General features: G+C 61.2%; 22 protein-coding genes. 13 read left to right on the top strand and 9 right to left on the bottom strand.

What is annotated here, in order from left to right:
- Positions 1-12: 12 nt before the first annotated feature.
- The 7 genes from KHO33_RS11130 to KHO33_RS11100 form a co-directional block, all read right to left on the bottom strand.
- Positions 13-1,449, bottom strand: a complete 1,437-nt coding sequence (locus tag KHO33_RS11130) for an FAD-binding oxidoreductase (RefSeq protein WP_234475236.1) — start codon at positions 1,447-1,449, stop codon at positions 13-15.
- Between the two features lie 103 nt (positions 1,450-1,552).
- Complete coding sequence (locus KHO33_RS11125) at positions 1,553-2,410, bottom strand: fumarylacetoacetate hydrolase family protein (protein WP_200565090.1); 858 nt, start codon at positions 2,408-2,410, stop codon at positions 1,553-1,555.
- A 9-nt stretch (positions 2,411-2,419) separates the two neighbouring features.
- Entirely contained in the window at positions 2,420-2,845 is a 426-nt protein-coding gene (locus tag KHO33_RS11120) for an acyl-CoA thioesterase (protein WP_054033683.1), read from the bottom strand.
- A gap of 38 nt (positions 2,846-2,883) precedes the next feature.
- Positions 2,884-4,725: an acyl-CoA dehydrogenase family protein gene (locus KHO33_RS11115; RefSeq protein WP_200565091.1), complete on the bottom strand. Its 1,842-nt coding sequence runs from the start codon at positions 4,723-4,725 to the stop codon at positions 2,884-2,886.
- A 34-nt stretch (positions 4,726-4,759) separates the two neighbouring features.
- A complete protein-coding gene (locus tag KHO33_RS11110; RefSeq protein ID WP_054033685.1) occupies positions 4,760-5,977 on the bottom strand; it encodes a beta-ketoacyl-[acyl-carrier-protein] synthase family protein in 1,218 nt (405 codons plus the stop codon).
- Positions 5,977-6,207, bottom strand: coding sequence for an acyl carrier protein (locus KHO33_RS11105; protein WP_054033687.1), 231 nt, complete (start codon positions 6,205-6,207; stop codon positions 5,977-5,979). The genes KHO33_RS11110 and KHO33_RS11105 overlap by 1 nt, the downstream gene beginning before the upstream one ends.
- A gap of 15 nt (positions 6,208-6,222) precedes the next feature.
- Positions 6,223-7,299, bottom strand: coding sequence for a beta-ketoacyl-ACP synthase III (locus KHO33_RS11100; protein ID WP_200565092.1), 1,077 nt, complete (start codon positions 7,297-7,299; stop codon positions 6,223-6,225).
- 488 nt (positions 7,300-7,787) lie between these two features.
- On the opposite strand from KHO33_RS11100, the gene KHO33_RS11095 reads away from it, so the two are divergent.
- The 5 genes from KHO33_RS11095 to cqsA all read left to right on the top strand — a co-directional run bounded on the left by KHO33_RS11095 (position 7,788) and on the right by cqsA (position 12,332).
- Positions 7,788-8,075 (top strand): DUF1330 domain-containing protein, encoded by a 288-nt coding sequence (locus KHO33_RS11095; RefSeq protein WP_054033689.1) that lies wholly within the window; start codon positions 7,788-7,790, stop codon positions 8,073-8,075.
- A gap of 1 nt (position 8,076) precedes the next feature.
- Positions 8,077-8,397 (top strand): DUF1330 domain-containing protein, encoded by a 321-nt coding sequence (locus KHO33_RS11090; protein WP_054033691.1) that lies wholly within the window; start codon positions 8,077-8,079, stop codon positions 8,395-8,397.
- Positions 8,398-8,506: 109 nt separating this feature from the next.
- Positions 8,507-9,892, top strand: coding sequence for an MFS transporter (locus tag KHO33_RS11085; RefSeq protein ID WP_054033692.1), 1,386 nt, complete (start codon positions 8,507-8,509; stop codon positions 9,890-9,892).
- A 36-nt stretch (positions 9,893-9,928) separates the two neighbouring features.
- Positions 9,929-10,450 (top strand): flavin reductase family protein, encoded by a 522-nt coding sequence (locus tag KHO33_RS11080; protein WP_054033694.1) that lies wholly within the window; start codon positions 9,929-9,931, stop codon positions 10,448-10,450.
- Between the two features lie 592 nt (positions 10,451-11,042).
- Complete coding sequence (gene cqsA / locus KHO33_RS11075) at positions 11,043-12,332, top strand: alpha-hydroxyketone-type quorum-sensing autoinducer synthase (protein WP_054033696.1); 1,290 nt, start codon at positions 11,043-11,045, stop codon at positions 12,330-12,332.
- A gap of 19 nt (positions 12,333-12,351) precedes the next feature.
- Here cqsA and KHO33_RS11070 read toward each other — a convergent pair whose 3' ends face one another.
- Together KHO33_RS11070 and KHO33_RS11065 are read right to left on the bottom strand one after the other, a co-directional pair.
- Positions 12,352-13,377, bottom strand: a complete 1,026-nt coding sequence (locus KHO33_RS11070; RefSeq protein WP_054033699.1) for a response regulator — start codon at positions 13,375-13,377, stop codon at positions 12,352-12,354.
- 2 nt (positions 13,378-13,379) lie between these two features.
- On the bottom strand, positions 13,380-14,681 hold the full coding sequence (locus KHO33_RS11065) for a sensor histidine kinase (protein WP_236062633.1): 1,302 nt from the start codon (positions 14,679-14,681) through the stop codon (positions 13,380-13,382).
- Positions 14,682-15,429: 748 nt separating this feature from the next.
- Between KHO33_RS11065 and KHO33_RS11060 the strand changes: the two genes are divergently transcribed.
- The 8 genes from KHO33_RS11060 to KHO33_RS11025 all read left to right on the top strand — a co-directional run bounded on the left by KHO33_RS11060 (position 15,430) and on the right by KHO33_RS11025 (position 23,760).
- Entirely contained in the window at positions 15,430-17,802 is a 2,373-nt protein-coding gene (locus KHO33_RS11060) for a bifunctional salicylyl-CoA 5-hydroxylase/oxidoreductase (protein ID WP_200565093.1), read from the top strand.
- Positions 17,799-18,572, top strand: coding sequence for an SDR family NAD(P)-dependent oxidoreductase (locus KHO33_RS11055; RefSeq protein ID WP_054033706.1), 774 nt, complete (start codon positions 17,799-17,801; stop codon positions 18,570-18,572). The genes KHO33_RS11060 and KHO33_RS11055 overlap by 4 nt, the downstream gene beginning before the upstream one ends.
- Positions 18,569-19,126, top strand: a complete 558-nt coding sequence (locus KHO33_RS11050) for a MarR family winged helix-turn-helix transcriptional regulator (RefSeq protein WP_054033708.1) — start codon at positions 18,569-18,571, stop codon at positions 19,124-19,126. The genes KHO33_RS11055 and KHO33_RS11050 overlap by 4 nt, the downstream gene beginning before the upstream one ends.
- Before the next feature lie 23 nt (positions 19,127-19,149).
- Positions 19,150-20,001, top strand: a complete 852-nt coding sequence (locus KHO33_RS11045; protein ID WP_200565094.1) for an enoyl-CoA hydratase family protein — start codon at positions 19,150-19,152, stop codon at positions 19,999-20,001.
- A gap of 1 nt (position 20,002) precedes the next feature.
- Entirely contained in the window at positions 20,003-21,211 is a 1,209-nt protein-coding gene (locus tag KHO33_RS11040; protein ID WP_054033710.1) for an acyl-CoA dehydrogenase family protein, read from the top strand.
- A complete protein-coding gene (locus KHO33_RS11035) occupies positions 21,208-21,651 on the top strand; it encodes an acyl-CoA thioesterase (protein ID WP_200565095.1) in 444 nt (147 codons plus the stop codon). Before KHO33_RS11040 ends, KHO33_RS11035 begins: the two co-directional genes overlap by 4 nt.
- On the top strand, positions 21,648-22,043 hold the full coding sequence (locus KHO33_RS11030; protein WP_054033712.1) for a RidA family protein: 396 nt from the start codon (positions 21,648-21,650) through the stop codon (positions 22,041-22,043). Before KHO33_RS11035 ends, KHO33_RS11030 begins: the two co-directional genes overlap by 4 nt.
- 76 nt (positions 22,044-22,119) lie before the next feature.
- Entirely contained in the window at positions 22,120-23,760 is a 1,641-nt protein-coding gene (locus tag KHO33_RS11025) for an AMP-binding protein (protein ID WP_200565126.1), read from the top strand.
- Positions 23,761-23,797 lie beyond the last annotated feature (37 nt).

Genomic DNA, 23,797 nt, shown 5'->3' with positions numbered 1-23,797 from the left:
CGCGTGCTGCATTCAGGCAGTTAGAGGCAACGGCGTCCGCGCTTGCCCGGCGTAATCTTCAGATTCAGAAACGGCGCTCTGGTGTGCATGGCCGTGCAAAACCTTGCCGGGATTCAAAATGTTCCTGGGGTCCAGCGTGCGCTTGATGGCCCGCATCATCTCGACGGCCCCGAGGCCCGCTTCCTGCACCAGAAAGTCCATCTTGTGCATGCCGATCCCGTGTTCGCCCGTGCAGGTGCCGTCGAGGCGTATCGCTCGCGCGACCAGCTTTCTGTTCAACGATTCCGCCGTGGCGCGCTCTTCGGACGACTCCGGATCGATCAGGTAACCGAAGTGGAAGTTGCCGTCGCCCACGTGCCCGACCAGGAAGTACGGCAAACCCGTGGCATTCGCTTCTTCGACGGATTCCAGCAGGCACTGCGCCAAACGGCTGATGGGCACACAGGCGTCGGTACTGACCGCCCGGCAACCCGGCTTCGTCTGAATCGCCGCGAAATACACGTGATGACGCGCGCTCCAGAGACGCGACCGATCCTCGGTACTGGTCGCCCATTCGAACGAACCGCCGCCGAATTCGTCGGCAATCGAGCGGACGGTTTCGGCCTGCTCCGTCACGCCATGCGTCGTGCCGTGAAACTCCATGAGCAGCATCGGCTCTTCAGGCAAACGCAGTCCGCTGTAGGCGTTGACCATGCGGACACTGTTGGCGTCGATCAGCTCCATCCGCGCGATCGGGATGCCCGCCTGAACGATCTGGATCGCCGTGCGCACCGCGTGTTCGATCGACGGAAACGAACACACCGCCGCGCACTCGGCTTCCGGCAACGGGTGGACGCGCAGCGTGATTTCCGTCATGACGCCGAGCGTGCCTTCGCTGCCGACCATGAGTCGCGTCAGGTCGTAACCGGCACTGCTTTTCTTGGCGCGCGTGCCGGTACGAATGATTTCGCCCGACGCCGTCACCACTTGCAGCGCCAGCACGTTCTCGCGCATCGTCCCGTAACGCACCGCATTCGTGCCGCTGGCGCGCGTCGCGCACATGCCGCCGATCGATGCATCGGCGCCGGGGTCGACCGGGAAGAACAATCCGGTGCCTTTGAGCGCCTGATTGAGTTGCTTGCGCGTGACGCCCGGCTGCACGGTCACCGTCAGATCGTCGGTGTCGATGGCGAGCACCTGGTTCATGCCGCTGACGTCGAGACTAACGCCGCCCTGCACTGCGAGCAGATGGCCTTCGACCGACGAGCCCGCGCCGAACGGAATCACCGGCACCTCGAAACGCGACGCCAGCGCGAGGACGTCGGCCACATCGCGCGTGTTCAGCGCGAACACGACCGCGTCGGGCGCCGTTACGTCGACAAACGGCGACTCGTCGCGGCCGTGTTGTTCGCGAACGGCCATCGCGGTCGACACCTGCGTGCCGAATCGCGCGACCAGTTCTTCCAGCATCTGCGCCGGCAGAGGGCGCTTGCGCGTCCGTGCTTCGTGCGAACCGAATTCACCCAATGATTCGGAATCTTGATTATTATTCATTCGTTGACACCTTCCTTGTCTATCGAGGTTGGCGGCAATGCTGCCGCTGCGCGCCCAGCCCGGCGATCTCCGTCTCCACGATGTCGCCCGGCCGAAGATAGGGCTTTTCGGGCCGGCTGATCGCCATGCCGCCCGGGCTGCCCGTCAAGATCACGTCGCCGGGTTCCAGCACCATGAAGCGGCTCAGGTAATGCACCAGCTCCGCGACGTCGAACACCATATCGCCCGTGTTGTCGTCCTGCATGAGCTGCCCGTTGACACGACAGGTCAGTTGCAGCTCGTTCGGATCGCGGATTTCGTCCGCCGTGACCAGATACGGACCGAGCGGCGCGAACGACGGGAACGACTTGCCCTTGAACCATTGCCCGCCGCGCTCCAACAGCCAGCTGCGCTCCGAGATGTCGTTTGCCGTGCAATATCCGGCGATGTACTGGTTCGCCTCGGCCGGCGACGCCAGATACTGCACCCGTCGGCCGATCACGACGCCCAGTTCGACTTCCCAATCGGTCTTGAGCGCGCCCGGCGGAATCAACAGATCGTCGTACGGGCCGGCGAGCGCATTGCAAGCCTTCGTCGAGACGATCGGTTCCTCCGGCACCGCCATGCCGACTTCGGCAGCATGGCGGCGGTAGTTCAGACCAATGGAAATGATCTGTTGCGGACGCACCGGCGGCCCGATGCGCCGACCGCTCAGATCGACGGCGGGCAGCAGGTGAGCTTCCTGCTCGACCTTGCGCGTCAGGATCCCGATTGCCTCAGGATCGAGGTTGTCCCCGGCCCAGTCGTCCACCCAACCCGACACATCGCGAACCACGCCGTCCGGGCCGACCGCGCATGGCAGCTCGCTCCCCGGCTGCCCCACTCGAAGCAAACGCATAGTCGGCCCCTATACCTTGATCGCCCGGCGATCTTCGAAGAAGCGCTCCAGAAAGGCCTCTTCCCGTGCATCGATACGACGGAGATGACGCCCCTCGTAGCTATAAGGCGCCATCGTCGTCGATGCGACCGCGTAGACGGTTTCGTCGTCCTTGATCTCGTAGTCGATCGTCACCGAGGCCGCGCGAATCTCCGACACCCACATATGAATATCGACCGGCGAATGCTGGTGCACCAACGGGCTCCTGTAGGAAATCGCATGACTCACGACAACCGAGCCGCCGCTAAAAAAAGCATCGCCGTTCTGCGCCCCCAGCCTCCAGATCAGATCCACGCGCGCCTCTTCGAGCAGCCGAAGAAACGACACGTTGTTGACCACGCCGTAGACATCCATATCGGACCAACGAATAGGACATGGGTAAACATGCACCGCCATCACTCACTCTCCAGTCTCGGTTCGAATGGCCATCCGCTTTACTGCGCCCCGGCGTTGACCTGGCGGCAGAACTCGGTGGCGTAGTCGTCGTACGCGATCGGCGCGCGCAACAGTTCCGGCGTCAGCGCGAAACCCTCGAGCAGCATCGGCACGTGGTCGCGCAGCGCGACGCAGAGCGCATCCAGCACCGCCGGCAACGCCAGAACCTGCTCGCTGCTGATGACGCCATGCGCCAGATACCAGCCCGTGTTGCGTTGCAGTTCGCTCAGCCCGAACAGCGCACCGAGCAGGTTCAGCGCAGCGCCGACCTCCGCGTTCTCCGCCTCGGCGGCAGCCTTGTGCAGGCACTGCAAAGCGTTGCGGATGCCGTGCAGCCGCGCCATCTCGATGCCGCTGTTGATGACGTCGTTCCACGCACCGAAATAGCCCTTGTCCTCGGACGCTTCCTTCTGTTCGCGTGCCGCCGTCCACAGCTTGTGCTCTCGGAAAAGGAGCAACTCAACCAGCCGCGCGCAATCGGTCAGATCGCTGCCGGCATGCTGATGCGGCGCCGGGACACGCTCGCTCCACGGCTGGGCCAGCATCTGGGCGGCCGTCGCGGCGAGCAGCACCTGGTTGTCGCCCTCGGCGGTGACGACGCCGGGCAGCAGCGTGCCAAAGTCGATGATGCGATTGATGCTGAAAATGCCCTGGGCGCCGCAACGCTCGCGGCACAGGTTGACGACCCCGTCCATCTCCCAGGTCGCGACCGCCTTCACGATGTTGATGAGGTTGAGCACCTTCGCCGACGGACGCTCGATCTGCCCCACGTATTCGCGCTTCACGTAGTTGGCAAAGAGCGTCAACGCGTAGGCCTTGGCCAGCGCGGTAAACGTCGACAGTTGATGGCTGCGGAATTCGATGATCGCCACGTCGTCGTTGCCGGGCGCGTTGGTCAGACGCTGCTGCGCGTAGCGCAACGCGATATAGACGCTTGCGCGGCCCAACGCGGTCGCCGCACTGGATACGCACAGACGCCCCGGAATGATGCGCGACAGCGCGCGGTGAAAACGGGTACGCGGATTCGCGATCACAGGTTTGAACTTGCCTTCCGCGGTGATCTCGGCGACGTCGCCCAGCAGGATGTTGCGCGCGGGAATGCGCACGTGGTCGAACCAGGTCAGTCCGTTATCGAGCCCCTGGACCGGCTTTTCCGGGCAAGACACCGCGCGGATCCCTTCGCACAGGCCTTGTTCCGTTGAGAGACGGACGAGGAAGGGGAACACGCCGTAGTCGGCGCCGTCCACCTTGAGCCGCGCCATCACGACAGCGATCTTCGGAATGTCGCCGAAACCGCTATACGACATGAACTTTTGCGCGAGCGGATCCGGCGTGTTCAACACGAACGTCTGCGAAGCGTGGTCGTAGACCGCCTCGGTGCGAAGCGCGGCCAGGTTGTTGCCGTAGCCGAGTTCCGTTGCCATATACGGGCTGAACGACGCCAGCGAATTCATCTCGTCCACGTAATCGGCGATATCGTCGCGATCCTGGCCGTGGTCGTAGACCGTCCCCACGCTCAGGTTGTAATGCACCATCACCAGGGAAAAGCACGACACGTCCAGCAGCCCGCACCACTCGGCCAACGCATAGAGACGCAACGGGTTGCGCAGAATGTCGAGCGGCTTTTCGAGCTTGCGATGCAGCGCCCGGCTGCGCTCGTAGGACAGACGGCCGGCCTGGCTCAGCGTCAGATTGGAGCGATGCGCAAAGATCGGATCGAACAGGAGCTCCCGGACGTCCTGGTGCACGCTCTCGTAATTTCCATCGAAGACGATTCCGAGCAGTTCTTCACGCGTGGTTAGAGAAGCCTGATCCACTCTCAAGGCTGATACCGTTGACATAAGGTCCCCTGGCTGTGTTCGTAATGAGTGCGCGTTACGCACCGAAAATAAGCGACGCGTTCTGTCCGCCGAAGCCGAACGAATTGGAAAGGGCAACTCGCCTGTCCAGCTTTCGTGGCGCTCCATGGATGAGATCCAGATCGATCTTCGGATCGGGCGTCTTGAGATTGGCCGTAGGTGGCGCGCTGCCTTGTTCCGCCGCGAGCGCCGCATAGGCCGCCTCGATGGCCCCGGCCGCACCGAGCAGGTGGCCGGTCACACCCTTCGTCGAACTGACCGGCACACGCGCACCGAACAGTTCGCGAATCGCCGTCGATTCCACGACGTCGTTGCCTTGCGTCGAGGTGCCGTGGGCATTGACGTAACCGATGGCGGACGGCTCGAGCCCCGCATCGCGCAACGCGGCTTTCATGGCCAGCGTCGCGCCGAGACCCTCGGGGTGTGGCGAGGTCAGATGGTGGGCGTCCGCCGACGCGCCGTAGCCCAGCACCCGGCTACGAACACGCGCGCCACGACTGCGGGCGTGCTCTTCCGATTCCAGCACGACAATGCCGGCCCCCTCGCCGATCACGAAGCCGTCGCGGGTGGCGTCGAACGGGCGCGACGCGATACGTGCGTCCGTGTTGCGCGACAGTGCCCGCATGCGCGCAAAAGCCGACACATAAAAACGCGTGATCGGCGCTTCCGTGCCTCCCGCAATCACGACATCCGCCGCGCCGCTGCGCAGCAACTCCTTGCCCAGGCCGATCGCCGATGCGCCGGACGCGCACGCGGAACAAGGCGCGAAGCACGGTCCCCGTGCGCCGATCGCAATCGCGACCTGACCGGCGGCCATGTTGAGCAGACCCATCGGCAACGTGAGCGCCGACACGTCGTCCGCGCCTTCGCTCAGCAGCATCGCGTGCTGCTCTTCGAGGGTCATCGTTCCGCCCGCGCCCGAACCGATGATGACGGCGACGCGGCTGCTGTCTCTCCATTGCTTCGGTTCGAGGCCGGCGTCGCGCAACGCTTCGCGCGTCGCCAGCAACGCGAACTGCGCGAAGCGGTCCCATTGCCACGGGTTGGGCACACCCAGATCCGCGGCCGGGAACTCGGGAACGCGACAGGAAATCTCGACGGGCAGGTCTTTGAGTGCGGCGTCGACGGTCGCCGTCGACTCGCCGGACAGCACGCGCCGCCAGTTATCGGCGACGCCCACGCCGGCGGGTGTCACAAGACCGATGCCGGTAACGGCAGCCGGAAACGGAGCCATCACGCGCCGCCGTTGGCCACGGCCAGGATGTCCGAAATCTTTTCGATTTCATAGACCTTGGCGTCGCTGATCTTCAGACCCAGTTTGCGCTCCAGCAGAACGACCAGATCGACGGTGGAGAGCGAATCGAAGCCGAGTGCTTCCAGCGTCGCATCGGGAACGATGTGCGCCTGTTCGATCTTGAATCGTTCGGAGATGACCTTTCCCAGCGAATCGATGGACACGTTCATGACTTATTCTCCTAATCAGGATTGTTCGGTTAGTGAGGTTTGTGAGGCTTGTGCTTCAGATACTTCGGATTCCGACCATTCGATACCACGCACTTCGAGCTTCGGCCATGTCATCACGGTCGAGCCCCACGACAGGCCGGCGCCGAATGCGCTGATCAGAATGCGGTCTTTCGCGGCGAGCTTGCCGCCGGCAGCCAACTCCGTGAGCAGGAGTGGAATCGACGCCGTCACCGTGTTGCCAACTTTGCCGATATTGACGGCGATCCTGTCGCTCGGAAAACCCAGCTCGTAGCCGATCGTGTTGAGAATCCGCACGTTGGCCTGGTGTCCGACGAACCACGCGACGTCGTCGTATCCCAAGCCCGCTTTCCCGAGTACACAGCGAGCCGATTCCGTCATGCGGGCGACCGCGTGACCGTAGACCTTCGTCCCGTCCATTTTCAAATACCAGTCTTCGATCGCGAGCTCGCCGTGGCCGAGACCATTCGACGATCGCTGACGGGAGCCGCCCGCATCGATCGACAGCAGATCCGGTAGTTCGCCGTCGCTTCCCAGGTCGAACGGACCGAACGCGCCGTCCTCGTCGGCGTGGCCGCTGCGCAAGACCACCGCGCCGGCGCCGTCGCCGAAGATCGGCCGGGTATTCCGGTCATTGGGATTGACCATGGTCGAGAATGCTTCGGCGCCGATAAACAGCACGTGGCGCGCAATGCCTGAAGCAATCAGACCGGACGCCGTGGCGAGGCCGTAAACGAAACCGCTGCACGCTGAATTGATGTCATAGGCCGCCACCTTGCCCAAGCCCAGGCGCGTTGCCACCTCTGGCGCCACCGCCGGGCAGATCCGGTCGGGCGACGCCGTTGCCACGACAACCGCGTCGATCGGCGGATTGCCGGCCGACGCCAGCGCCCGGGTGCCGGCCTCGATCGCCAGATCACGCGTCGACAGCCCGCCGGTCACCATGCGGCGTTCGACGATGCCAGTCATCCTTTCGATCCAGTCCGACAGGCGCCGCTTATCGCCAAAGATCTCTTCATTGCTGACGATTCGTGGCGGAATGCATCCGCCAATGCCACATAGCACAGCGTTCATTTACTGTTCTCGATAAATACGGCGGTGGTTAGGGAATACTCAAAGCATTCGTGTGGACGAACGCCGTCCACTAATTGTTAATTAGTCACCCTTATCATTTAACGTGGACTTAACAAATTTAGAGGTGGTCGGACGCCCCGTTTTTTCTAATGTGTAAAGCGGAAATCCGTTAGATCGCACACTCGATTTCCGACGCTGGGAAGTCTAACGGAGGATAAAAAATTCAGACATGTCAAAACGAGATGCCACGCATCGCCAATCGTCATCCGCACGCACGGCGAACTTGATATCGTGACGACCATGTTGATTTGCAATGCTATGCATCATCCGAACGCATAGTGGATTGGCGGTTGATAGCGGCTTTTCCGCCGGCCTTAACTACTCGTTAACTACTCAATATGCATAGGCCGCCCCAGCGGCGTCCGCGCAAATCACCAGAGTCAGCTACGCGAACAGCGTGACCAGCAACTGCACCAGGAGAAAGCACAATGGCCAGGGGTTACATTATTGGCAGCATTACCGTTACCGATCCGGAAGGCTTCAAACATTATGTTGCCGCCGCCACGGAGGCGATCAAGTACCACGGCGCCAAATCGCTGGTGCGCGGCGGACGCTGCGAAATTCTCGAAGGCGACGGGCTGACGCGCAATGTCATTCTGGAATTCGAGTCATATGCGGACGCACGTTCGTACTATTACTCGCCGGAGTATCAGGCGGCCATGAAGCACCGCCTCGGCAGCGCGGTGGCCAACATCATCGTCGTCGAGGGCGTCTGACATGGCTAAGGGTTACTGGATCGGCCACGTCGACGTACATGACCTCGAGCGCTACAAGTCGTACATCACGGCGAACGCGGAAGTGTTCTCCAGATATGGAGGCCGCTTCGTCGTGCGCGGCGGCGAGCGCCTCGTGAAAGAGGGAAACAGCCGGGCGCGCACCGTCGTGATCGAGTTCCAGGACTATGCGACAGCCGTCGCCTGCTACGAGTCGACCGAATATGAGCTCGTCAAGGCCAAGCGCGACTGCTGTTCGACAGCGGATATTCTGATCATCGAAGGCTACGACGGTCCGCAACCCGGCATGAGCAGTCCGGCGTGATGTCTGGCGGGAAGCGCGACGTAAAGCGTGACGTGAAGCGCGGCACGTCGATAGCCGCTGTTCGAGCCGAATCGTTAAGCCGGCATTTTTTGTTTTTTATATTTCCACCATGACTGACGGTCTGCCCAATCCACAACGTTTCTTTGCTTTCTTCACTATCGCGATCGCCATCATCATCGCGGTTCTGGACAGTTCGATTGTCAACGTGGCGTTGCCCGCCATCGGCCGCGACCTGTCGGTGTCTCCCGCGCAGGCAATCTGGGTCGTCAACGCCTACCAGTTGGCGATTACCGTTTCACTGCTGCCGCTGGCGTGCCTCGGCGACATCATGGGCTACAAGCGAATCTACTGGTCCGGCCTGGCCGTTTTCACGCTCGCGTCGTTTGCCTGCGCCAATGCGCACACGTTGCCGGTCCTCGCCGCCGCCCGGGTGGTTCAAGGTCTGGGCGCGGCGGGCATCATGAGCGTCAACATCGCCCTGGTGCGCTTCATCTATCCGAAGGCGCAGCTCGGTGTCGGTGTCGGCTACGCGTCGCTGATCGTCGCTGTGTCGTCGGCCGCCGGGCCGAGCGTCGCCTCGGCCATCCTCTCCGTCGCGCACTGGCAGTGGCTGTTCCTCGTGAACGTGCCGCTCGGCCTGCTCGCGCTCATAGTCGGCGCGCGGACCTTGCCCATCACGCCCGCATCGGGCAAGCGGCTCGACAAGCTCAGCACGGTACTCAACGCGATCACATTCGGCTTGCTGATTTCCGGTCTCGCCGCATTCAGCGAAGCACGCGGAGCGGAACGCGGCGTCGCGATGATCACGGCCGCGTTGCTGGTCGGCGCATTCTTCGTCTGGCGGGAGAGCCGTCTTGCCGAGCCGCTGTTGCCAATCGATCTTTTGCGCCTGCCGGTGTTCTCGCTCTCGATGATTACGTCGATCTGCTCGTTCGCGGCGCAGACCATGGCCTTCATCGCGTTGCCCTTCTACTTCGAAACGACGCTCGGCCGTCCCGCAACGCAGACCGGCTTGCTCATGACCCCGTGGCCGCTGATGACCGCGTTGATCGCGCCGATCGCGGGGCGGCTCTCCGATCGTATGTCGCCGGAACGGATCAGCAGCGTCGGCCTCGTCTTCCTCGGCTGCGGGCTCGCTTCGCTGTGTTGGCTCGGCAGCGATCCGTCGCTGTTCGACATTGCGTGGCGGCTCGCCATCGGCGGGCTCGGCTTCGGTCTGTTCCAATCGCCCAATAATCGCGTGATCATGGGCAGCGCGCCGAGAGAGCGCAGCGGCGGCGCATCCGGCTTGCAATCGATGGGCCGCCTGCTAGGCCAGTCGCTTGGCGCCGTGGTGGTGGCGCTGGTGTTCGGCCTTGCGCACCAGCGCCAGGCGCAAGTCATCACGGCGATTGGCGCGGCGTTGGCATTGATCGCGGCAAACGCCAGCGCGTTGCGCCGGGTCAAGTCGCGTAGTCCGAACGTCGCCACAAGTCCCGTCGTGTCCGATCGGTAACACGCCCACTTCCCCCAGCCTGGATACCGCCAAACCATGTCTCTATGCGACGCCGTAGACCACGACGGACCCACGACGATTTCCGACCCGCGGGCCTTGCGCAACGCGCTGGGCAATTTCGCCACGGGCATCACCATCGTCACCGCGCGCAACGCCGACGGCAGCGCGATTGGCCTGACCGTCAATTCATTTAACTCCGTTTCGCTGGAGCCGCCGCTCATCATCTGGAGCCTGTCGCAGACCAGTTCGAGATTCGACGCGTTTCAACGCGCTGCGCACTACGCCGTGCACGTTCTCGCGTCCGATCAGATCGAACTGGCGCAGCGCTTCGCCACTAGCGGCGTGGACAAGTTCCTCGGGCTGCGTACGTCCTCGGGACTCGGCGGCGTTCCGCTGCTGGAAAACTGCTGTGCCTGGTTTGAGTGCCGCAACGAGTCGCGCCTGGAAGCCGGCGATCATCGGCTGTTCATCGGTGCAGTGGAGCGCTTCGCGACTGCGCAGCGCAAGCCTCTGATTTACCACGGCGGGTGTTATCGGGAGTTGGGCGCGCAAGACTGACCGGCCGCTTTGCGCCGGTCTCGACGTCATTAAAACAAATCAGGCTGACGGGCGTTCCCGGCGGCACTGATGTGCCCGAAGAAAATACCAAATAAATCGCGGGTACCCCTGGAGCAAGGTCGTCTACTGTGGATGATCGAACGATACGGACGACGCATAGCGGCGGCGTCCGCATCTTCGAGGTCAGCGCAGCGTCCGGAAACTCACGCGAACTTCTTCCATGAAGCCGGTCCGACGGAGACGCCGGGAATCGCCGCGCACAGTTTTTATGCGAATAGCATAAAGCAACCGTCATCGGACATCGGAACATCTCCGAAGCGGCCGTTCGTGGCCGCGACCTCAACACGGCGGACGTTGACCACCTGCGGAAAGGTCCGCGACTCCGCGGCATCAAGCTTCCACCATCAGGTCATTAATGCAAATTTCAGAGACGCTCATAGGCGCCGTTGCCTGCGCACGTGAGCGTTGCCTTCGCAGCACGGTTTCGTCGATCCAGCACATGTGTCGGTGACAGGGCACGCGGAGGAAAAACGACTGGCTCACTATGGGTCTGTTGTCCGCTACGGGCAGCAGCCAACCTTAAGGAGCCGAAATGAAAGCCGCTTTTGACCGCTTGAGAAAAAACCAACCCTCACCATCGCTTCCTGCCTTTGTGACGTCGCGCATCGAACAATATTATCGGGAGCGGGTAACGGATACGTGGGGAGGCGGGCACATCATGCGCGGTCGCATCCCGGGAGCGGATGCACTGCATCTGTCGAGCAACGATTATCTCGCGATCGCGCGCCACCCCGACATCATCCGCAGTATGGGCCGAACCTTGCGTTCCGACGGCAACGGGCTGTTGATGTCAGGCATCTTCCTGCACGGTGATTGCCCGCAGTTGAGGTTCGAGAACCGGATGTCGACGTTCATGCGCGCAGAGGCAGGGGTGCTGTGCCAATCCGGCTATGCGGCGAACATCGGGCTGATCCAGTCGATCGCTTCGGCACAAACGCCCGTCTACGTGGACATGATGGCGCACATGTCCTTGTGGGAAGGTATCCGCTGTGCAGGCGCGCTCCCGGTACCGTTCAGACACAACGACGCGGCGCATCTCGAGCAGCAGATCGTGCGGTATGGGCAAGGGGTCGTGCTGGTCGACTCGATTTACAGCACGAACGGTAGCGTATGCCCGCTCGTCGTGTTCGCAGATATATGCAACAGGCATGAGTGCGTGTTCGTGGTCGACGAGTCGCATTCGCTCGGCACGCATGGTCCGCGTGGAGCGGGACTTGTTGTCGAGCTTGGACTGGAATCCCGTGTTGCATTCCGTACAGCAAGTCTTGCTAAGGCTTTTGTCGGTCGGGCCGGCTTTATCACCTGTCCAGCCAGTTTCCAGGAGTACTTCAAGTTCGAGTCGAATCCTGCGATCTTCAGTTCCACGCTGCTGCCACATGAGATCAGTGGGCTGGACGCGACGCTGTCGGTAATCGAAGGTGCCGGCCGAAGGCGCACAAGACTTGCGTCGAATGCCGCCTGGCTGCGGGAGCGATTGAGGGAGCTGGGGTATAACCTGAATGACAGTGAAAGCCAGATCATCGCGCTCGAAGCGGGTACGGAACAGCGCACGATCGTGTTACGCGATGCATTGGAGTCACGGGGCATTTTCGGCTCCGTGTTTTGTGCACCGGCCACGGCGCGAAATCGTGCGCTGATCCGGTTGTCGATCCACGCCGCGTTGACCGACGCTCAGATCGAAAGGATTGTGAGCGTCTGTCGTGACATTCGCGGCGAGGTTGAGCTTGACCGGTGGCCCTCCACCCGGCGCCTCGCGGACCGGCTGTCGTCCCGCAAACACAGCCACGAGCAAGGTACAGCAGACAGTGCGTTAGCGGTCTGATAGCGGCATGACATGGAGTTCACATGAGTGAACTCCATGTCTTCTGTATTTCGCGGTCCAGCCAATCAAGGTAACGGTCGTAGCTCAGCACCTGGCTCAGATCATGCCCGGGCGGGTTGGGAATCACGGCATAAACGTAAGTCTGTTGCCCTGTGAACCTGGTTGCCGGGTGCATATAGCTCTCCCATGCGATGCCGTCCGCAGGGAAGTATCCGCTGGTTTGCCAGAAGTACGGCAGACTCCCGCCACTGTCCAGGGCGTCGAAAAAGCCCACCGGTGCGCCTTGTACGCTGGCTATCTCACGCACACCCTGCAGCGTTTCGTTCGTGTGGACAATCAGCAGATAGGACTTGCCGGTACCGTCGAGCATGAGTAGCCCGTTTGGCGAGTATGAAAGGTAATGTTCAACAATACCGAGCGAATCAAAAAGCTCCCTTACCCGCGCGACCAACGCTTCGTCACGCAAAAACGTATATTCCGATGTCACCAGCGTGTCGAGGATGGACTGACACCTGTTATCGAAGTAGGCATGCTGCATATCGCGTACCGCGCGATTCAAGGCGCTGATGGCCGATGCGTCCTGCTTGCGAATGAAGCGATGAATGATGCCCTCGTTGAAGCTTTGCACCGCGATGTGCTCGTTCGCCTTTCCGGTCAGCATGATCTTGCGTACAGCAGGGTCAGTAATGCCGCGGCAGAATTCAAGACCATTCAACCCTGGCATGTCGTAATCCACGACGACAACCGATGTTGCCTGAAACCGGTCGTTGTCGAACACCTGATTGCGGACGGTGTCGACGCTCATCGCGATGACCTGCTGAGCCTCATCCTCATCGGTCCGGTCCCGGTACGGCGTGAAGATTTGCTCCTCAGGTGCACCGGGACGATGGCGTTCATTCACGAACCGCAGGGCTTCTCTTGACGAACTGAAGAGCCGGAAGGCAAGGCTCGGTTCGAGTTGCAGACACAGATTCGACAGGAATGCCGCGCTGTCGTCGACGAACGTGACCGTTGTCGGAAAATAGAATGGTTTGATCGTATCCATCGTCATGGCCTGGGAAAGGTCAACACAAATTCGGTATACATGAACTCGATAGACGTACAGTCGATGGAGCCGCCCATCACACGCATGACGTCACGACAGAATGCGAGTCCGATGCCGGTGCCGACGGAGGCGTCATCAGTTTCAGCTGATGACGTATAGAAGCGCGTGAAGATGTGGGGAAGTACATGGGACGCGATGCCGACGCCGGTATCGCGAAAGAGAAGCTGGTTCGCGCGTGGTCCAGACGCAAGCCGGATCGAGATCAGAGCGCTGTCGACATCTGCCATCCCGCGGAACGCATTCTTGAGCAGATTGAAGAGCACATGCACCACCAGCATGTCCGAGCCTTCGAACGTGAAGTCATTGATGAGATCCGTGAGCACCCGTTGTTGCTCCCCTCCGCGAAATGGATAGCGGTCGAGCGCGGTCTCCACACATTGCCTGATGGAGCACTGTGCAATCTTTTGGGAATGCCCGCCGGTGAACCGCGCGTTTGCGAGCAGCATGTCGATAATGGTATTGGAATGAACAGCCTCCTGTTCAATGCGGGAGAGTACTCCGTCCATGGAATGAAGGTGAGCGACGCGGATCTTGGGAACACTTAGGCCGCCGTCTTTGGCGATGCCGTACGTTTCGAGCAGCAAAGGCAGGTAGCTTCCGAGGCCCGCCGCGCCGGCGCGGATTGCGAGCAGCGGCGTGCGCAGTTCGTGGGCAATGCTACCGGCAGTTGCCAGCATGGCCCGCTCCTGCTCGACCCGGATACGCTCCGTGTCATAGTTGGCGACAACACCGATCGCTATGGCAAACGAAAAAATCGCCAGATGAACAAGATACGTCGAATTCATGCTGACAACGTCGGTCGTTGCCCAATAGGCGAGATACGCGAGCGCAATGCCGATGAGAAAATTGAGCATCAGCATGAGCCAGTCGAGCAGCAACACCATGACGAAAGCGGCAATCAGCGCGCTTTCGATCCAGACGTTTGAGCCATTGTTTTTCAACAGCATGAACGTGAAAAAGAACGGCAGTGAGTAAAAGATCGTCGCGTACCAGTAGTACGGCAAGAGCTTTTTCGCCCACGACGGCCAGCGCTCGGAAAACAGGATGGGGATGAACAACGCGGAGCCGACTAGCCGCAGCGGCAGGTTCTCGTAAGGCTGCGGAAAGAGATCGTTCCAGACATAGTAATAGAGCGGGAAGCCGACGATCGCAACGATCGAGAACGGGCGCATCCGGCGGCTCACGTATTGCAGGTTTCGCAACGCAGGAGCGAACAGTTGGGCAAGGAGTAGGCGGATCGGCACCAACGTGCGGGCGCCCCGCGGAGGTATTCTCGTTGCGTCCATTATTTCCAGAATGAAGGATTCACCGGGTTTCTCAGGCGAGGCTCCGGCGTTGAAACTGTTGATGCTTCAAGCGGCATCGTCTGGATTATCCCGCACGCGCATTTGCGCACCCCAATTTACCAGCCTGTCAAAGTTATTTGCCATGGTCCCGGCACAAATCTTGACCTAAGGTGACGGCGATGTCACGGCAAATAATTTCCTTCAACTGATTGCAGACTGTTATCCGCGTACCCAACGTGTATGGCAGACCCGCCAGATTTGCGCCCGCGATAACTGGCCAATGCTCGCGAGCATGCAGGCTAAACCGAATTGTCGAGCATCATCCATTCCCGTGCCTTTTGCGTTTTCCAGATAGTCTATTCGGCTTGTTATGCGATTTGCATAAAACCGTGTTGAGCGCCTCATCTGACGCGTTAGTTAACGGCATCGGGGTATTAATCCTTATGCAAGGGGAAAAAATCTAAAAGTATCCAATAGGGATAACCCACCCACTGTTCGTCCAATACCTCAACGACAACATGATTGCGGAGGACCGCGACGGCCAATTGATCATCCGCTCCTTCGGGCTGAAAGGGATGCGGGATCTGCTGAAGCCGACAGAATAGGTCCCGCAACGCGCACGCGCGCGCCTCCCACAATTTACTTGACATCTAAACTATCTACGCCTAAATTACCCTCCAGAGCAAGGTTCACATGGAGAGTCAACATGCGCATCGTATGTATCGGCGGCGGCCCGGCCGGCTTGTACTTCGGCCTGTTAATGAAGGGCCGGAACCCGGCATATGACGTCACGGTGGTGGAGCGCAACCGGCCCTATGACACCTTTGGCTGGGGCGTCGTTTTCTCCGACCAGACGCTCGGCAACCTGCGCGCCGCCGACGCCCCCAGCGCGGACGCGATTCTCGACGCCTTCAACCACTGGGACGACATCGAGATCAATTTCCGCGGCAGGCAGGTGCGCTCGTCGGGCCATGGCTTTTGCGGCATCGGCCGCAAACGTCTGCTGAATATCCTCCAGGCGCGCTGCGAAGAACTGGGCGTCAAACTGGTTTTCGAAACCCAGGTCACGGACGACACCACCTACGAAGCCGACCTGATCATCGCCTGTGACGGCGCAAACAGCGCCATCCGTCAGAAGTACACCACCACCTACAAGCCCGCGATCGACATGCGCGATTGCCGCTTCGTCTGGCTCGGCACCAAAAAGCTCTTCGACGCCTTTACATTCGCCTTCGAAGAAACCGAGTTCGGCTGGTTCCAGGCCCACGCCTACCGCTTCGACGATCAGACCTCGACGTTCATCGTGGAAACACCGGAGCGCGTATGGCGCGCCGCCGGTCTCGACGAAATGAGCAAGGAAGACAGCATCGCGTTCTGCGAGAAGCTGTTCGCCAAGTATCTGGACGGCAACCCGTTGCTGTCGAACGCCGCGCATTTGCGCGGGTCGTCGCAGTGGATTCGTTTCCCGCGCGTCGTCAATGAGGAATGGGTGCATTGGCGCGACAACGCCGATGGCACGCAAACGCCGATCGTGCTGATGGGCGACGCGGCGCACACCGCGCACTTCTCGATCGGCTCGGGCACCAAGCTCGCGCTCGAAGATTCGATCGAACTCGCCAACAGCATCGGCGCGCATCCAGGTGATTTGCCCGCTGCGTTGCAGCACTACACGGATGTCCGCAGTATCGACGTATTGCGCATCCAGAACGCCGCACGCAATTCGACGGAGTGGTTCGAGCATGTCGATCGCTATACGTCGTTCGAGCCGGAACAGTTTGCGTATTCGCTGCTCACACGCTCACAGCGCATCTCGCATGAGAACTTGCGGGAGCGTGACGCAACCTATCTCTCGACGTTCGAAGATTGGCTCGCACATCGCTCAGGCATTGACCGCGCGCCTGAAAAGCACTCCGTTCCGCCGATGTTCACGCCCTTCACGTTGCGCGGCGTCACGCTGAAAAACCGCGTAGTCGTCTCGCCTATGGCGCAATACTCTGCCGTCGACGGGATCGCCGGTGACTATCACCTGATGCATCTCGGTGCCCGCGCCATGGGCGGAGCCGGGCTGGTGATGACGGAAATGACCTGCGTGTCGCCCGAAGCGCGCATCACGCCCGCTTGTCCCGGCATGTACGCGCCCGAGCATCTCACGGCGTGGAAGCGCATCGTGGATCTCGTGCATGCTCAGTCGGACGCGAAGATCGGCATTCAGCTGGGGCACTCCGGCGCCAAAGGTTCGACGCGCGTTGCGTGGGAAGGCATCGATCAGCCGCTTGATGAAGGCAACTGGCGGCTCGTGTCCGCTTCGCCGCAGCAATATTTAAGCGGCGTCAGTCAGACCTCGCATGAAGCCACACGAGACGAACTTAAAGAAATCGAAGCGCAATTCGTACGTGCCACGCAAATGTCCGCCGAGGCAGGCTTCGATTGGCTCGAACTGCACTGCGCGCACGGCTACTTTCTGTCGAGCTTCCTGTCCCCGTTGACCAATCAACGCACGGACGAATATGGCGGCTCGCTCGAAAATCGCCTGCGCTACCCGTTACAGGTCTTTAAGGCGATCCGCGCGGTCTGGCCTCAAGACAAGCCGATTTCCGTGCGTATTTCCGCTAACGATTGGGTCGAAGGCGGCACCACGCCCGACGACGCCGTGCAAATCGCTCGTGCCTTCAAGGCCGCAGGCGCCGACATGATCGACGTCTCGTCGGGCCAGGTCAGCAAGCAGGAAAAGCCCGTGTTTGGCCGCATGTTCCAGACACCTTTCGCCGACCGCGTGCGCAACGAAGCCGGCATCGCAACGATCGCCGTCGGCGCGATCTCGGAAGCCGATCACGTGAACAGCATCATCGCGGCGGGCCGCGCCGATCTCTGCGCGATTGCGCGGCCGCATCTGGCCAATCCGTCTTGGACGTTGAATGAAGCCGCAAAAATCGGCTATCTGGACGTGACGTGGCCGAAGCCATACACGGCAGCCAAGTCGCAACTCGAGCGCAATCTCGAACGTGAACGTGCACAAGCCGCCGCGAATGCAGGCTTGTCGCCGCAAGAACGCGCGCAACGCGCTGAAGGAACCACGTGAATACGCCCAACACGACCCTCGCAGGACAGCACGCTGTCGTAACAGGCGGCGGCAGTGGCATCGGCGCGGCAGTGGCCGAAGCGCTGCTGCGTGCCGGTGCGCGCGTCACCTTGATGGGACGCAACGCACAACGCCTCGATGCGCAGCGGGAAAACTTCAACGGACTCGGCGAGGTCGCCTGCATCAGCGTCGACGTCACAAGCGAAGAGTCGGTCGTTAAAGCATTCGCACAAGCTGGCGCAATTGATATCCTCGTCAACAACGCCGGCCAGGCGCAAGCCGCGCCCTTCACTCACACCGACATGGCGCTCTGGCAGCGCATGCTCGATGTGAACCTCACCGGGGTCTTCCTCGGTACGCGCGCCGTGTTGCCCGGCATGCTCGAGCGCGGCCACGGCCGCATCGTCAACGTCGCGAGCACGGCGGGGCAAATCGGCTACGCCTACGTCGCCGCTTACTGCGCCGCGAAACATGGCGTGATTGGCCTAACGCGTTCACTCGCACTGGAAGTCGCGATCAAAGGCGTCACCGTCAACGCCGTATGCCCCGGCTACACGGAAACCGAACTGCTGCACGCATCGCTTGAACAGATCACCAGCAAGACCTCGCGCACCGAACAGCAGGCGCGCGAAACCTTGCTTCGCACGAATCCGCAGCGTCGTTTCGTGAGCCCGGAGCAGGTTGCCAATGCCGTGCTTTGGCTCTGCCAACCCGGCTCGGACGCAATCACGGGGCAATCCATTTCCATCTCCGGTGGAGAAGTAATGTGACCAAGTTATCGAACCTCAAAAAGACTACGACGGCTGACGCAAAGCCGCCGCGCAAAGGCGTCGCCAAACCAGCGGAGAACGTCGTGGATCTGGAAATGAGTACCGGCGCCGATAGTCACATGGGCCTGCGTTTGTGGCTGCGCATGTTGACCACGACCAATCTCGTGCAAGCCGAACTGCGCAAGCGCCTGCGCAACGAATTCGACACCACGTTGCCGCGTTTCGATCTGATGGCGCAACTCGAACGTCATCCGGAAGGCCTGAAGATGACCGAACTGTCGCGCCGTTTGATGGTGACGGGTGGCAACGTGACCGGCATTACGGACCAGCTTGAAAAAGAAGGTCTGGTTTCGCGTGGCACCGATCCCAACGATCGCCGCTCGATCAGCGTGTGCCTCACGCCCGCGGGCCGCAAGGCGTTCGACAAGATGGCCATCGCGCATGAGCAATGGGTCGTCGAACTGTTCGGTGGCCTGAGCCTCGACGAAAAATCGCGCACCCATCAGCGCCTCGGCAAACTCAAACAACATCTGCTCGACAGTCTGAAAGACTGATCCGCACCGAACTGGAGACACTCATGACACGATCCAACGCCGATGCCCTACTGGCCGGCAATCGCCTGACGCTCGCCGGTTACGAGGCACGGCACTTCGGCTGGTCGGTCGCCGACAAGGTCGCGACGATCACGCTGAACCGGCCCGAACGTAAAAACCCACTGACGTTCGAATCGTATGCGGAGTTGCGCGATCTGTTCCGGCAACTCGCGTACGCAACCGACGTGAAGGCGGTCGTGATTCACGGCGCAGGCGAGAACTTCTGCTCCGGCGGCGACGTGCACGACATCATCGCGCCGCTGATCGATCTGCCGATGCCGGAACTGCTGCTGTTCACGCGCATGACTGGCGATCTGGTCAAAGCGATGCGCCACTGCCCGCAACCCATCATTGCCGCGGTCGACGGCGTCTGCGCAGGCGCCGGTGCGATCCTGGCAATGTCGTCCGATATGCGGCTCGGCACCGCGCGCAGCAAGCTCGCGTTTCTGTTCTCTCGCGTCGGCCTTGCTGGTTGCGATATGGGCGCTTGCGCGATCCTGCCGCGCATCATCGGCCAAGGCCGCGCCGCCGAATTGCTGTTCACCGGCCGCTCAGCCAGTGGTGACGAAGGCCACGCATGGGGTTTCTATAACCGCCTGAGCGAACCGGCAGCGCTCATCGCAGACGCACAGAAGCTCGCCGCCGATCTCGTCGCCGGTCCGACCTTCGCGCATGGGATCACGAAGAAGATGCTGCACCAGGAATGGAGCATGAGCATCGACGAAGCGATCGAATCGGAAGCGCAAGCACAGGCAATTTGCATGAGCACACGCGATTTCGAACGTGCTTATAGCGCGTTTGCCGCGAAGTCCCGCCCTGTCTTCGAGGGAGATTGAATTGAGCACCAACAGCGATCTGGATCTGCACAGCGCACTGGCCTGGCCGTTTTTCGAGCCACGCCATCGCGAACTGGCCGCGGGTATCGAAGCATGGTGCCGCGCGAATCTCTCGCACGTAGAGCATGACGACGTCGACGCAACCTGCCGCCGCCTGGTCCGCGAGCTCGGTTCGGCGGGTTGGCTGAAATACGGTGTCGGCGGCGTTGCCTATGGCGGGAATGGCGACACGATCGACACACGCGCTGTGTGCCTGCTGCGCGAGACGCTCGCCAAGCATTCCGGTCTCGCTGATTTCGCTTTGGCGATGCAAGGACTCGGCTCCGGCGCGATCTCGCTCGGTGGCACGCATGAGCAAAAGACACGCTACTTGCCGCGTGTGGCGAACGGTACCGCGATCGCCGCCTTCGCCTTGTCGGAGCCGCAAGCGGGATCGGACGTCGCTGCAATGTCCCTCTCAGCGCGCGAAGACGGCGACTTCTACGTACTCGACGGCGACAAGACGTGGATCTCGAACGGCGGTATCGCCGACTTCTACGTGGTGTTCGCCAGAACCGGCGAAGCACCTGGCGCACGCGGCATCACCGCCTTCATCGTCGATGCCGACACGCCGGGTCTGGAAATCGCCGAACGCATCGACGTGATCGCGCCGCATCCGCTAGCGCGTTTGCACTTTGCCGGCGCACGCGTGCCGCGCAGCCAGATGCTCGGCGCACCCGGCGAAGGCTTCAAACTCGCGATGCGTACGCTGGATATTTTCCGCACCTCGGTGGCGGCCGCATCGTTGGGCTTCGCACGTCATGCAATGGCCGAAGGTCTTTCACGCGCATCGTCGCGCAAGATGTTCGGACAGACGCTCGGCGATTTTCAGCTGACGCAAGCAAAGCTCGCACAGATGGCATTGACGATCGACAGCAGCGCATTGCTGGTCTATCGCGCGGCCTGGCTGCGCGATCAGGGCGAACAGATCACGCGTGAAGCCGCGATGGCCAAGTGGCACGCAAGCGAAGGCGCGCAACAGGTGATCGACGCCGCCGTGCAACTCTATGGCGGCATGGGCGTGCAAAGCGGCACCGCCGTCGAGATGCTGTACCGCGAAATTCGTGCGTTGCGCATCTATGAAGGCGCGACTGAGGTGCAGCAGCTGATTGTCGGCCGCGACCTTCTGAAAACGCACGCCGCGGAAGCCATCAAGGACGCGGCGAAATGAACACGACCTTCGAACGACCTGTCCGTATCCGCTTTCAGCACTGCGATCCGGCCGGCATCGTGTTCTTTCCGCAATATCTGGTGATGACCAACGCGTTGGTCGAAGACTGGTTCAACGAAGGCATGCAGATCGACTATGCGCAGATGATCGCGCAACGCCGGGTCGGCTTGCCGATCGTCAAACTCGATTGCGAGTTTTCGCGGCCGAGCCAGATGGGCGAAACGATCACGCTGTCACTCAGCGTCACGAAGGTCGGGCGCCGCTCGATCAGCATCGAGATCGTCGGCCGGCACGGCGACGAAATCCGCTTCAGCGCGAAACAGGTGCTGGTGACGACATCGCTCGAAAGCGGCACATCCATCGACATTCCCGCAGACATCGCGAGCGCGCTCGCGGCGTTTGTCCCACAGCCTGAATCCATCGAGGCGCATCGCTCATGAAAAAAGCTCTCCTTCCCGCCGGTTGGATCAAGCCGCGCGGCTACGCGAACGGCGTTGCAGCAACCGGCACGCAAGTGTTCATCGCCGGCCAGATCGGCTGGGACGAACAGGCACGTTTTCAGACCACCGACTTCGCACAGCAGGCGATTCAGGCGCTCAAGAACATTCTCGCCGTCCTGCACGAAGCGGGCGGCAAGCCCGAGCATCTGGTCCGCCTGACGTGGTACGTCACGGACAAGCGTGAATACCTCGCCTCACTGAAAGATATCGGCCGTGCGTTTCGCGAGTTGATCGGCGACTACGACATCGCGATGAGTGCGGTACAGGTCGTCGCGCTGATCGAAGACGAAGCCAAGGTCGAGATCGAAGCCACGGCCGTGATTCCCCAGTAAGCACACGAAACACGCAACAGCTAGCCACCAAGCCAACCGAAGCGCATTCAGCCGGCTCAACGCCCGGGAGACCATGATGGAACCGTCAGCACACGTCGATACCTTCGCGCGCGACAATCTTCCGCCGCAGGATCAATGGCCTGTCTTTCTGCTCGACAACCCGGACGTGGCTTACCCGGCGCGCTTCAATTGCGCGACGGAATTGCTCGACAGAACGATCGAAGCGGGACATCGCGACCGTCCGGCGATCTGGTCGGACGTGGATGGGAAACCCCAGGCGACCACTTATGGTGAGCTGCTTGCCTTGGTAAATCGCAGCGCGCATGTGCTGGTCGATGAAATGGGTTTGCAGCCGGGTAACCGCGTGCTGCTGCGCGGACCGAACACCTTGCACATGGCGGTGACGGCGCTCGCCGCGCTGAAGGTTGGCCTCGTCGTGGTGCCCACCATGCCGCTACTGCGTGCGAAAGAACTCAAGCAGATCATCGAGAAGGCGCAAGTCAGCGCCGCACTATGCGACGCGCGCCTGACCGCTGAACTCGCGCGCTGCAACGATCCCAAGGACGAGTTCTACTGCGCGGGTTTGAAACAAACGCGCCTGTTTCATGATGATTCCGCCGATTCGCTCGACAGCCTCGCGATCAACAAACCGGATCACTTCACCGCCTGCGATACCGCTGCTGACGACGTCTGCCTGATCGCCTTCACCAGCGGCACGACGGGCGCGCCGAAGGGCTGCATGCACTTTCATCGCGACGTCCTCGCGATGTGCGATCTGTTTCCGCGTCATGTTCTGAAACCCTCAGCGAGCGATGTGTTTTGCGGCACGCCGCCGCTCGCCTTCACATTCGGCCTCGGTGGTTTGCTGTGCTTTCCGCTGCGAGTGGGCGCGTCGACGGTGCTGATCGAGAAGCTCACGCCCGAGACCTTGCTGCAAACCGTCGAGCGCTTTCACGCGACGATCATGTTCACCGCGCCGACGTTCTATCGGCAGATGGCTCCGCTCGTTGCGCATCACGACATCTCAAGTTTGAAGAAAACGGTCTCGGCGGGCGAGGCGTTGCCGGATTCGACGCGCCGCCTATGGCACGACGCAAGCGGCATCGAGATGATCGACGGGATCGGCGGCACGGAGCTGATCCATATTTTCATCTCGGCGCAAGGCGATGCGATTCGCCCGCATGCCATCGGCCGCGCGGTGCCGGGTTACGTCGTGCAGGCCGTGGACGACGCTATGCAACCCGTCCCGGCCGGCACAATCGGCAAACTCGCGGTGCGCGGGCCGACGGGCTGCCGCTATCTCGCAGACGAGCGGCAAGCGAAGTTCGTTCGCGATGGCTGGAATCTTCCCGGCGACTCGGTCTATCTCGACGAAGACGGCTACGTGTTCTATCAGGCCCGCGCCGACGACATGATCGTCTCCGCCGGCTACAACATCTCCGGCCCGGAAGTGGAAAGCGTGTTGATGCAACACGACGCGGTGGCCGAATGCGGCGTGATCGGCGTGCCCGACGAGACGCGCGGACAGATCGTCAAGGCCTTCGTGGTGCTGAACCCAGGTTATCCGCCTGACGACAAAATGGTCGCGCAACTGCAGGATTTCGTGAAAAATAGCGTGGCGCCGTATAAATACCCACGCGTCATCGCGTTCATCGAGGCACTGCCGCGCACCGAAACCGGCAAGATCAAACGCTTCGAATTGCGCACGCTCGGGTAGCCCTTCATGTAGTCCCACTTTCCTCGGCAACTATATT

The sequence above is a fragment of the Paraburkholderia nemoris genome (genome assembly GCF_905221015.1).
Classification (GTDB): Bacteria; Pseudomonadota; Gammaproteobacteria; order Burkholderiales; family Burkholderiaceae; genus Paraburkholderia; species Paraburkholderia nemoris.
The sequence above is the reverse complement of the archived record's forward strand: the minus strand, read 5'-3'. Positions and strand labels throughout refer to the sequence as shown.

What these genes read in the sequence shown, in the direction of transcription:
- KHO33_RS11130 (WP_234475236.1), bottom strand. Translation starts at nt 1,449, where the DNA reads ATGCTGGAAGAACTGGTCGCGCGATTCGGCACGCAGGTGTCGACCGCG.
- KHO33_RS11125 (WP_200565090.1), bottom strand. Translation starts at nt 2,410, where the DNA reads ATGCGTTTGCTTCGAGTGGGGCAGCCGGGGAGCGAGCTGCCATGCGCG.
- KHO33_RS11120 (WP_054033683.1), bottom strand. Translation starts at nt 2,845, where the DNA reads ATGGCGGTGCATGTTTACCCATGTCCTATTCGTTGGTCCGATATGGAT.
- KHO33_RS11115 (WP_200565091.1), bottom strand. Translation starts at nt 4,725, where the DNA reads ATGTCAACGGTATCAGCCTTGAGAGTGGATCAGGCTTCTCTAACCACG.
- KHO33_RS11110 (WP_054033685.1), bottom strand. Translation starts at nt 5,977, where the DNA reads ATGGCTCCGTTTCCGGCTGCCGTTACCGGCATCGGTCTTGTGACACCC.
- KHO33_RS11105 (WP_054033687.1), bottom strand. Translation starts at nt 6,207, where the DNA reads ATGAACGTGTCCATCGATTCGCTGGGAAAGGTCATCTCCGAACGATTC.
- KHO33_RS11100 (WP_200565092.1), bottom strand. Translation starts at nt 7,299, where the DNA reads ATGAACGCTGTGCTATGTGGCATTGGCGGATGCATTCCGCCACGAATC.
- KHO33_RS11095 (WP_054033689.1), top strand. Translation starts at nt 7,788, where the DNA reads ATGGCCAGGGGTTACATTATTGGCAGCATTACCGTTACCGATCCGGAA.
- KHO33_RS11090 (WP_054033691.1), top strand. Translation starts at nt 8,077, where the DNA reads ATGGCTAAGGGTTACTGGATCGGCCACGTCGACGTACATGACCTCGAG.
- KHO33_RS11085 (WP_054033692.1), top strand. Translation starts at nt 8,507, where the DNA reads ATGACTGACGGTCTGCCCAATCCACAACGTTTCTTTGCTTTCTTCACT.
- KHO33_RS11080 (WP_054033694.1), top strand. Translation starts at nt 9,929, where the DNA reads ATGTCTCTATGCGACGCCGTAGACCACGACGGACCCACGACGATTTCC.
- cqsA (WP_054033696.1), top strand. Translation starts at nt 11,043, where the DNA reads ATGAAAGCCGCTTTTGACCGCTTGAGAAAAAACCAACCCTCACCATCG.
- KHO33_RS11070 (WP_054033699.1), bottom strand. Translation starts at nt 13,377, where the DNA reads ATGGATACGATCAAACCATTCTATTTTCCGACAACGGTCACGTTCGTC.
- KHO33_RS11060 (WP_200565093.1), top strand. Translation starts at nt 15,430, where the DNA reads ATGCGCATCGTATGTATCGGCGGCGGCCCGGCCGGCTTGTACTTCGGC.
- KHO33_RS11045 (WP_200565094.1), top strand. Translation starts at nt 19,150, where the DNA reads ATGACACGATCCAACGCCGATGCCCTACTGGCCGGCAATCGCCTGACG.
- KHO33_RS11035 (WP_200565095.1), top strand. Translation starts at nt 21,208, where the DNA reads ATGAACACGACCTTCGAACGACCTGTCCGTATCCGCTTTCAGCACTGC.
- KHO33_RS11030 (WP_054033712.1), top strand. Translation starts at nt 21,648, where the DNA reads ATGAAAAAAGCTCTCCTTCCCGCCGGTTGGATCAAGCCGCGCGGCTAC.
- KHO33_RS11025 (WP_200565126.1), top strand. Translation starts at nt 22,120, where the DNA reads ATGGAACCGTCAGCACACGTCGATACCTTCGCGCGCGACAATCTTCCG.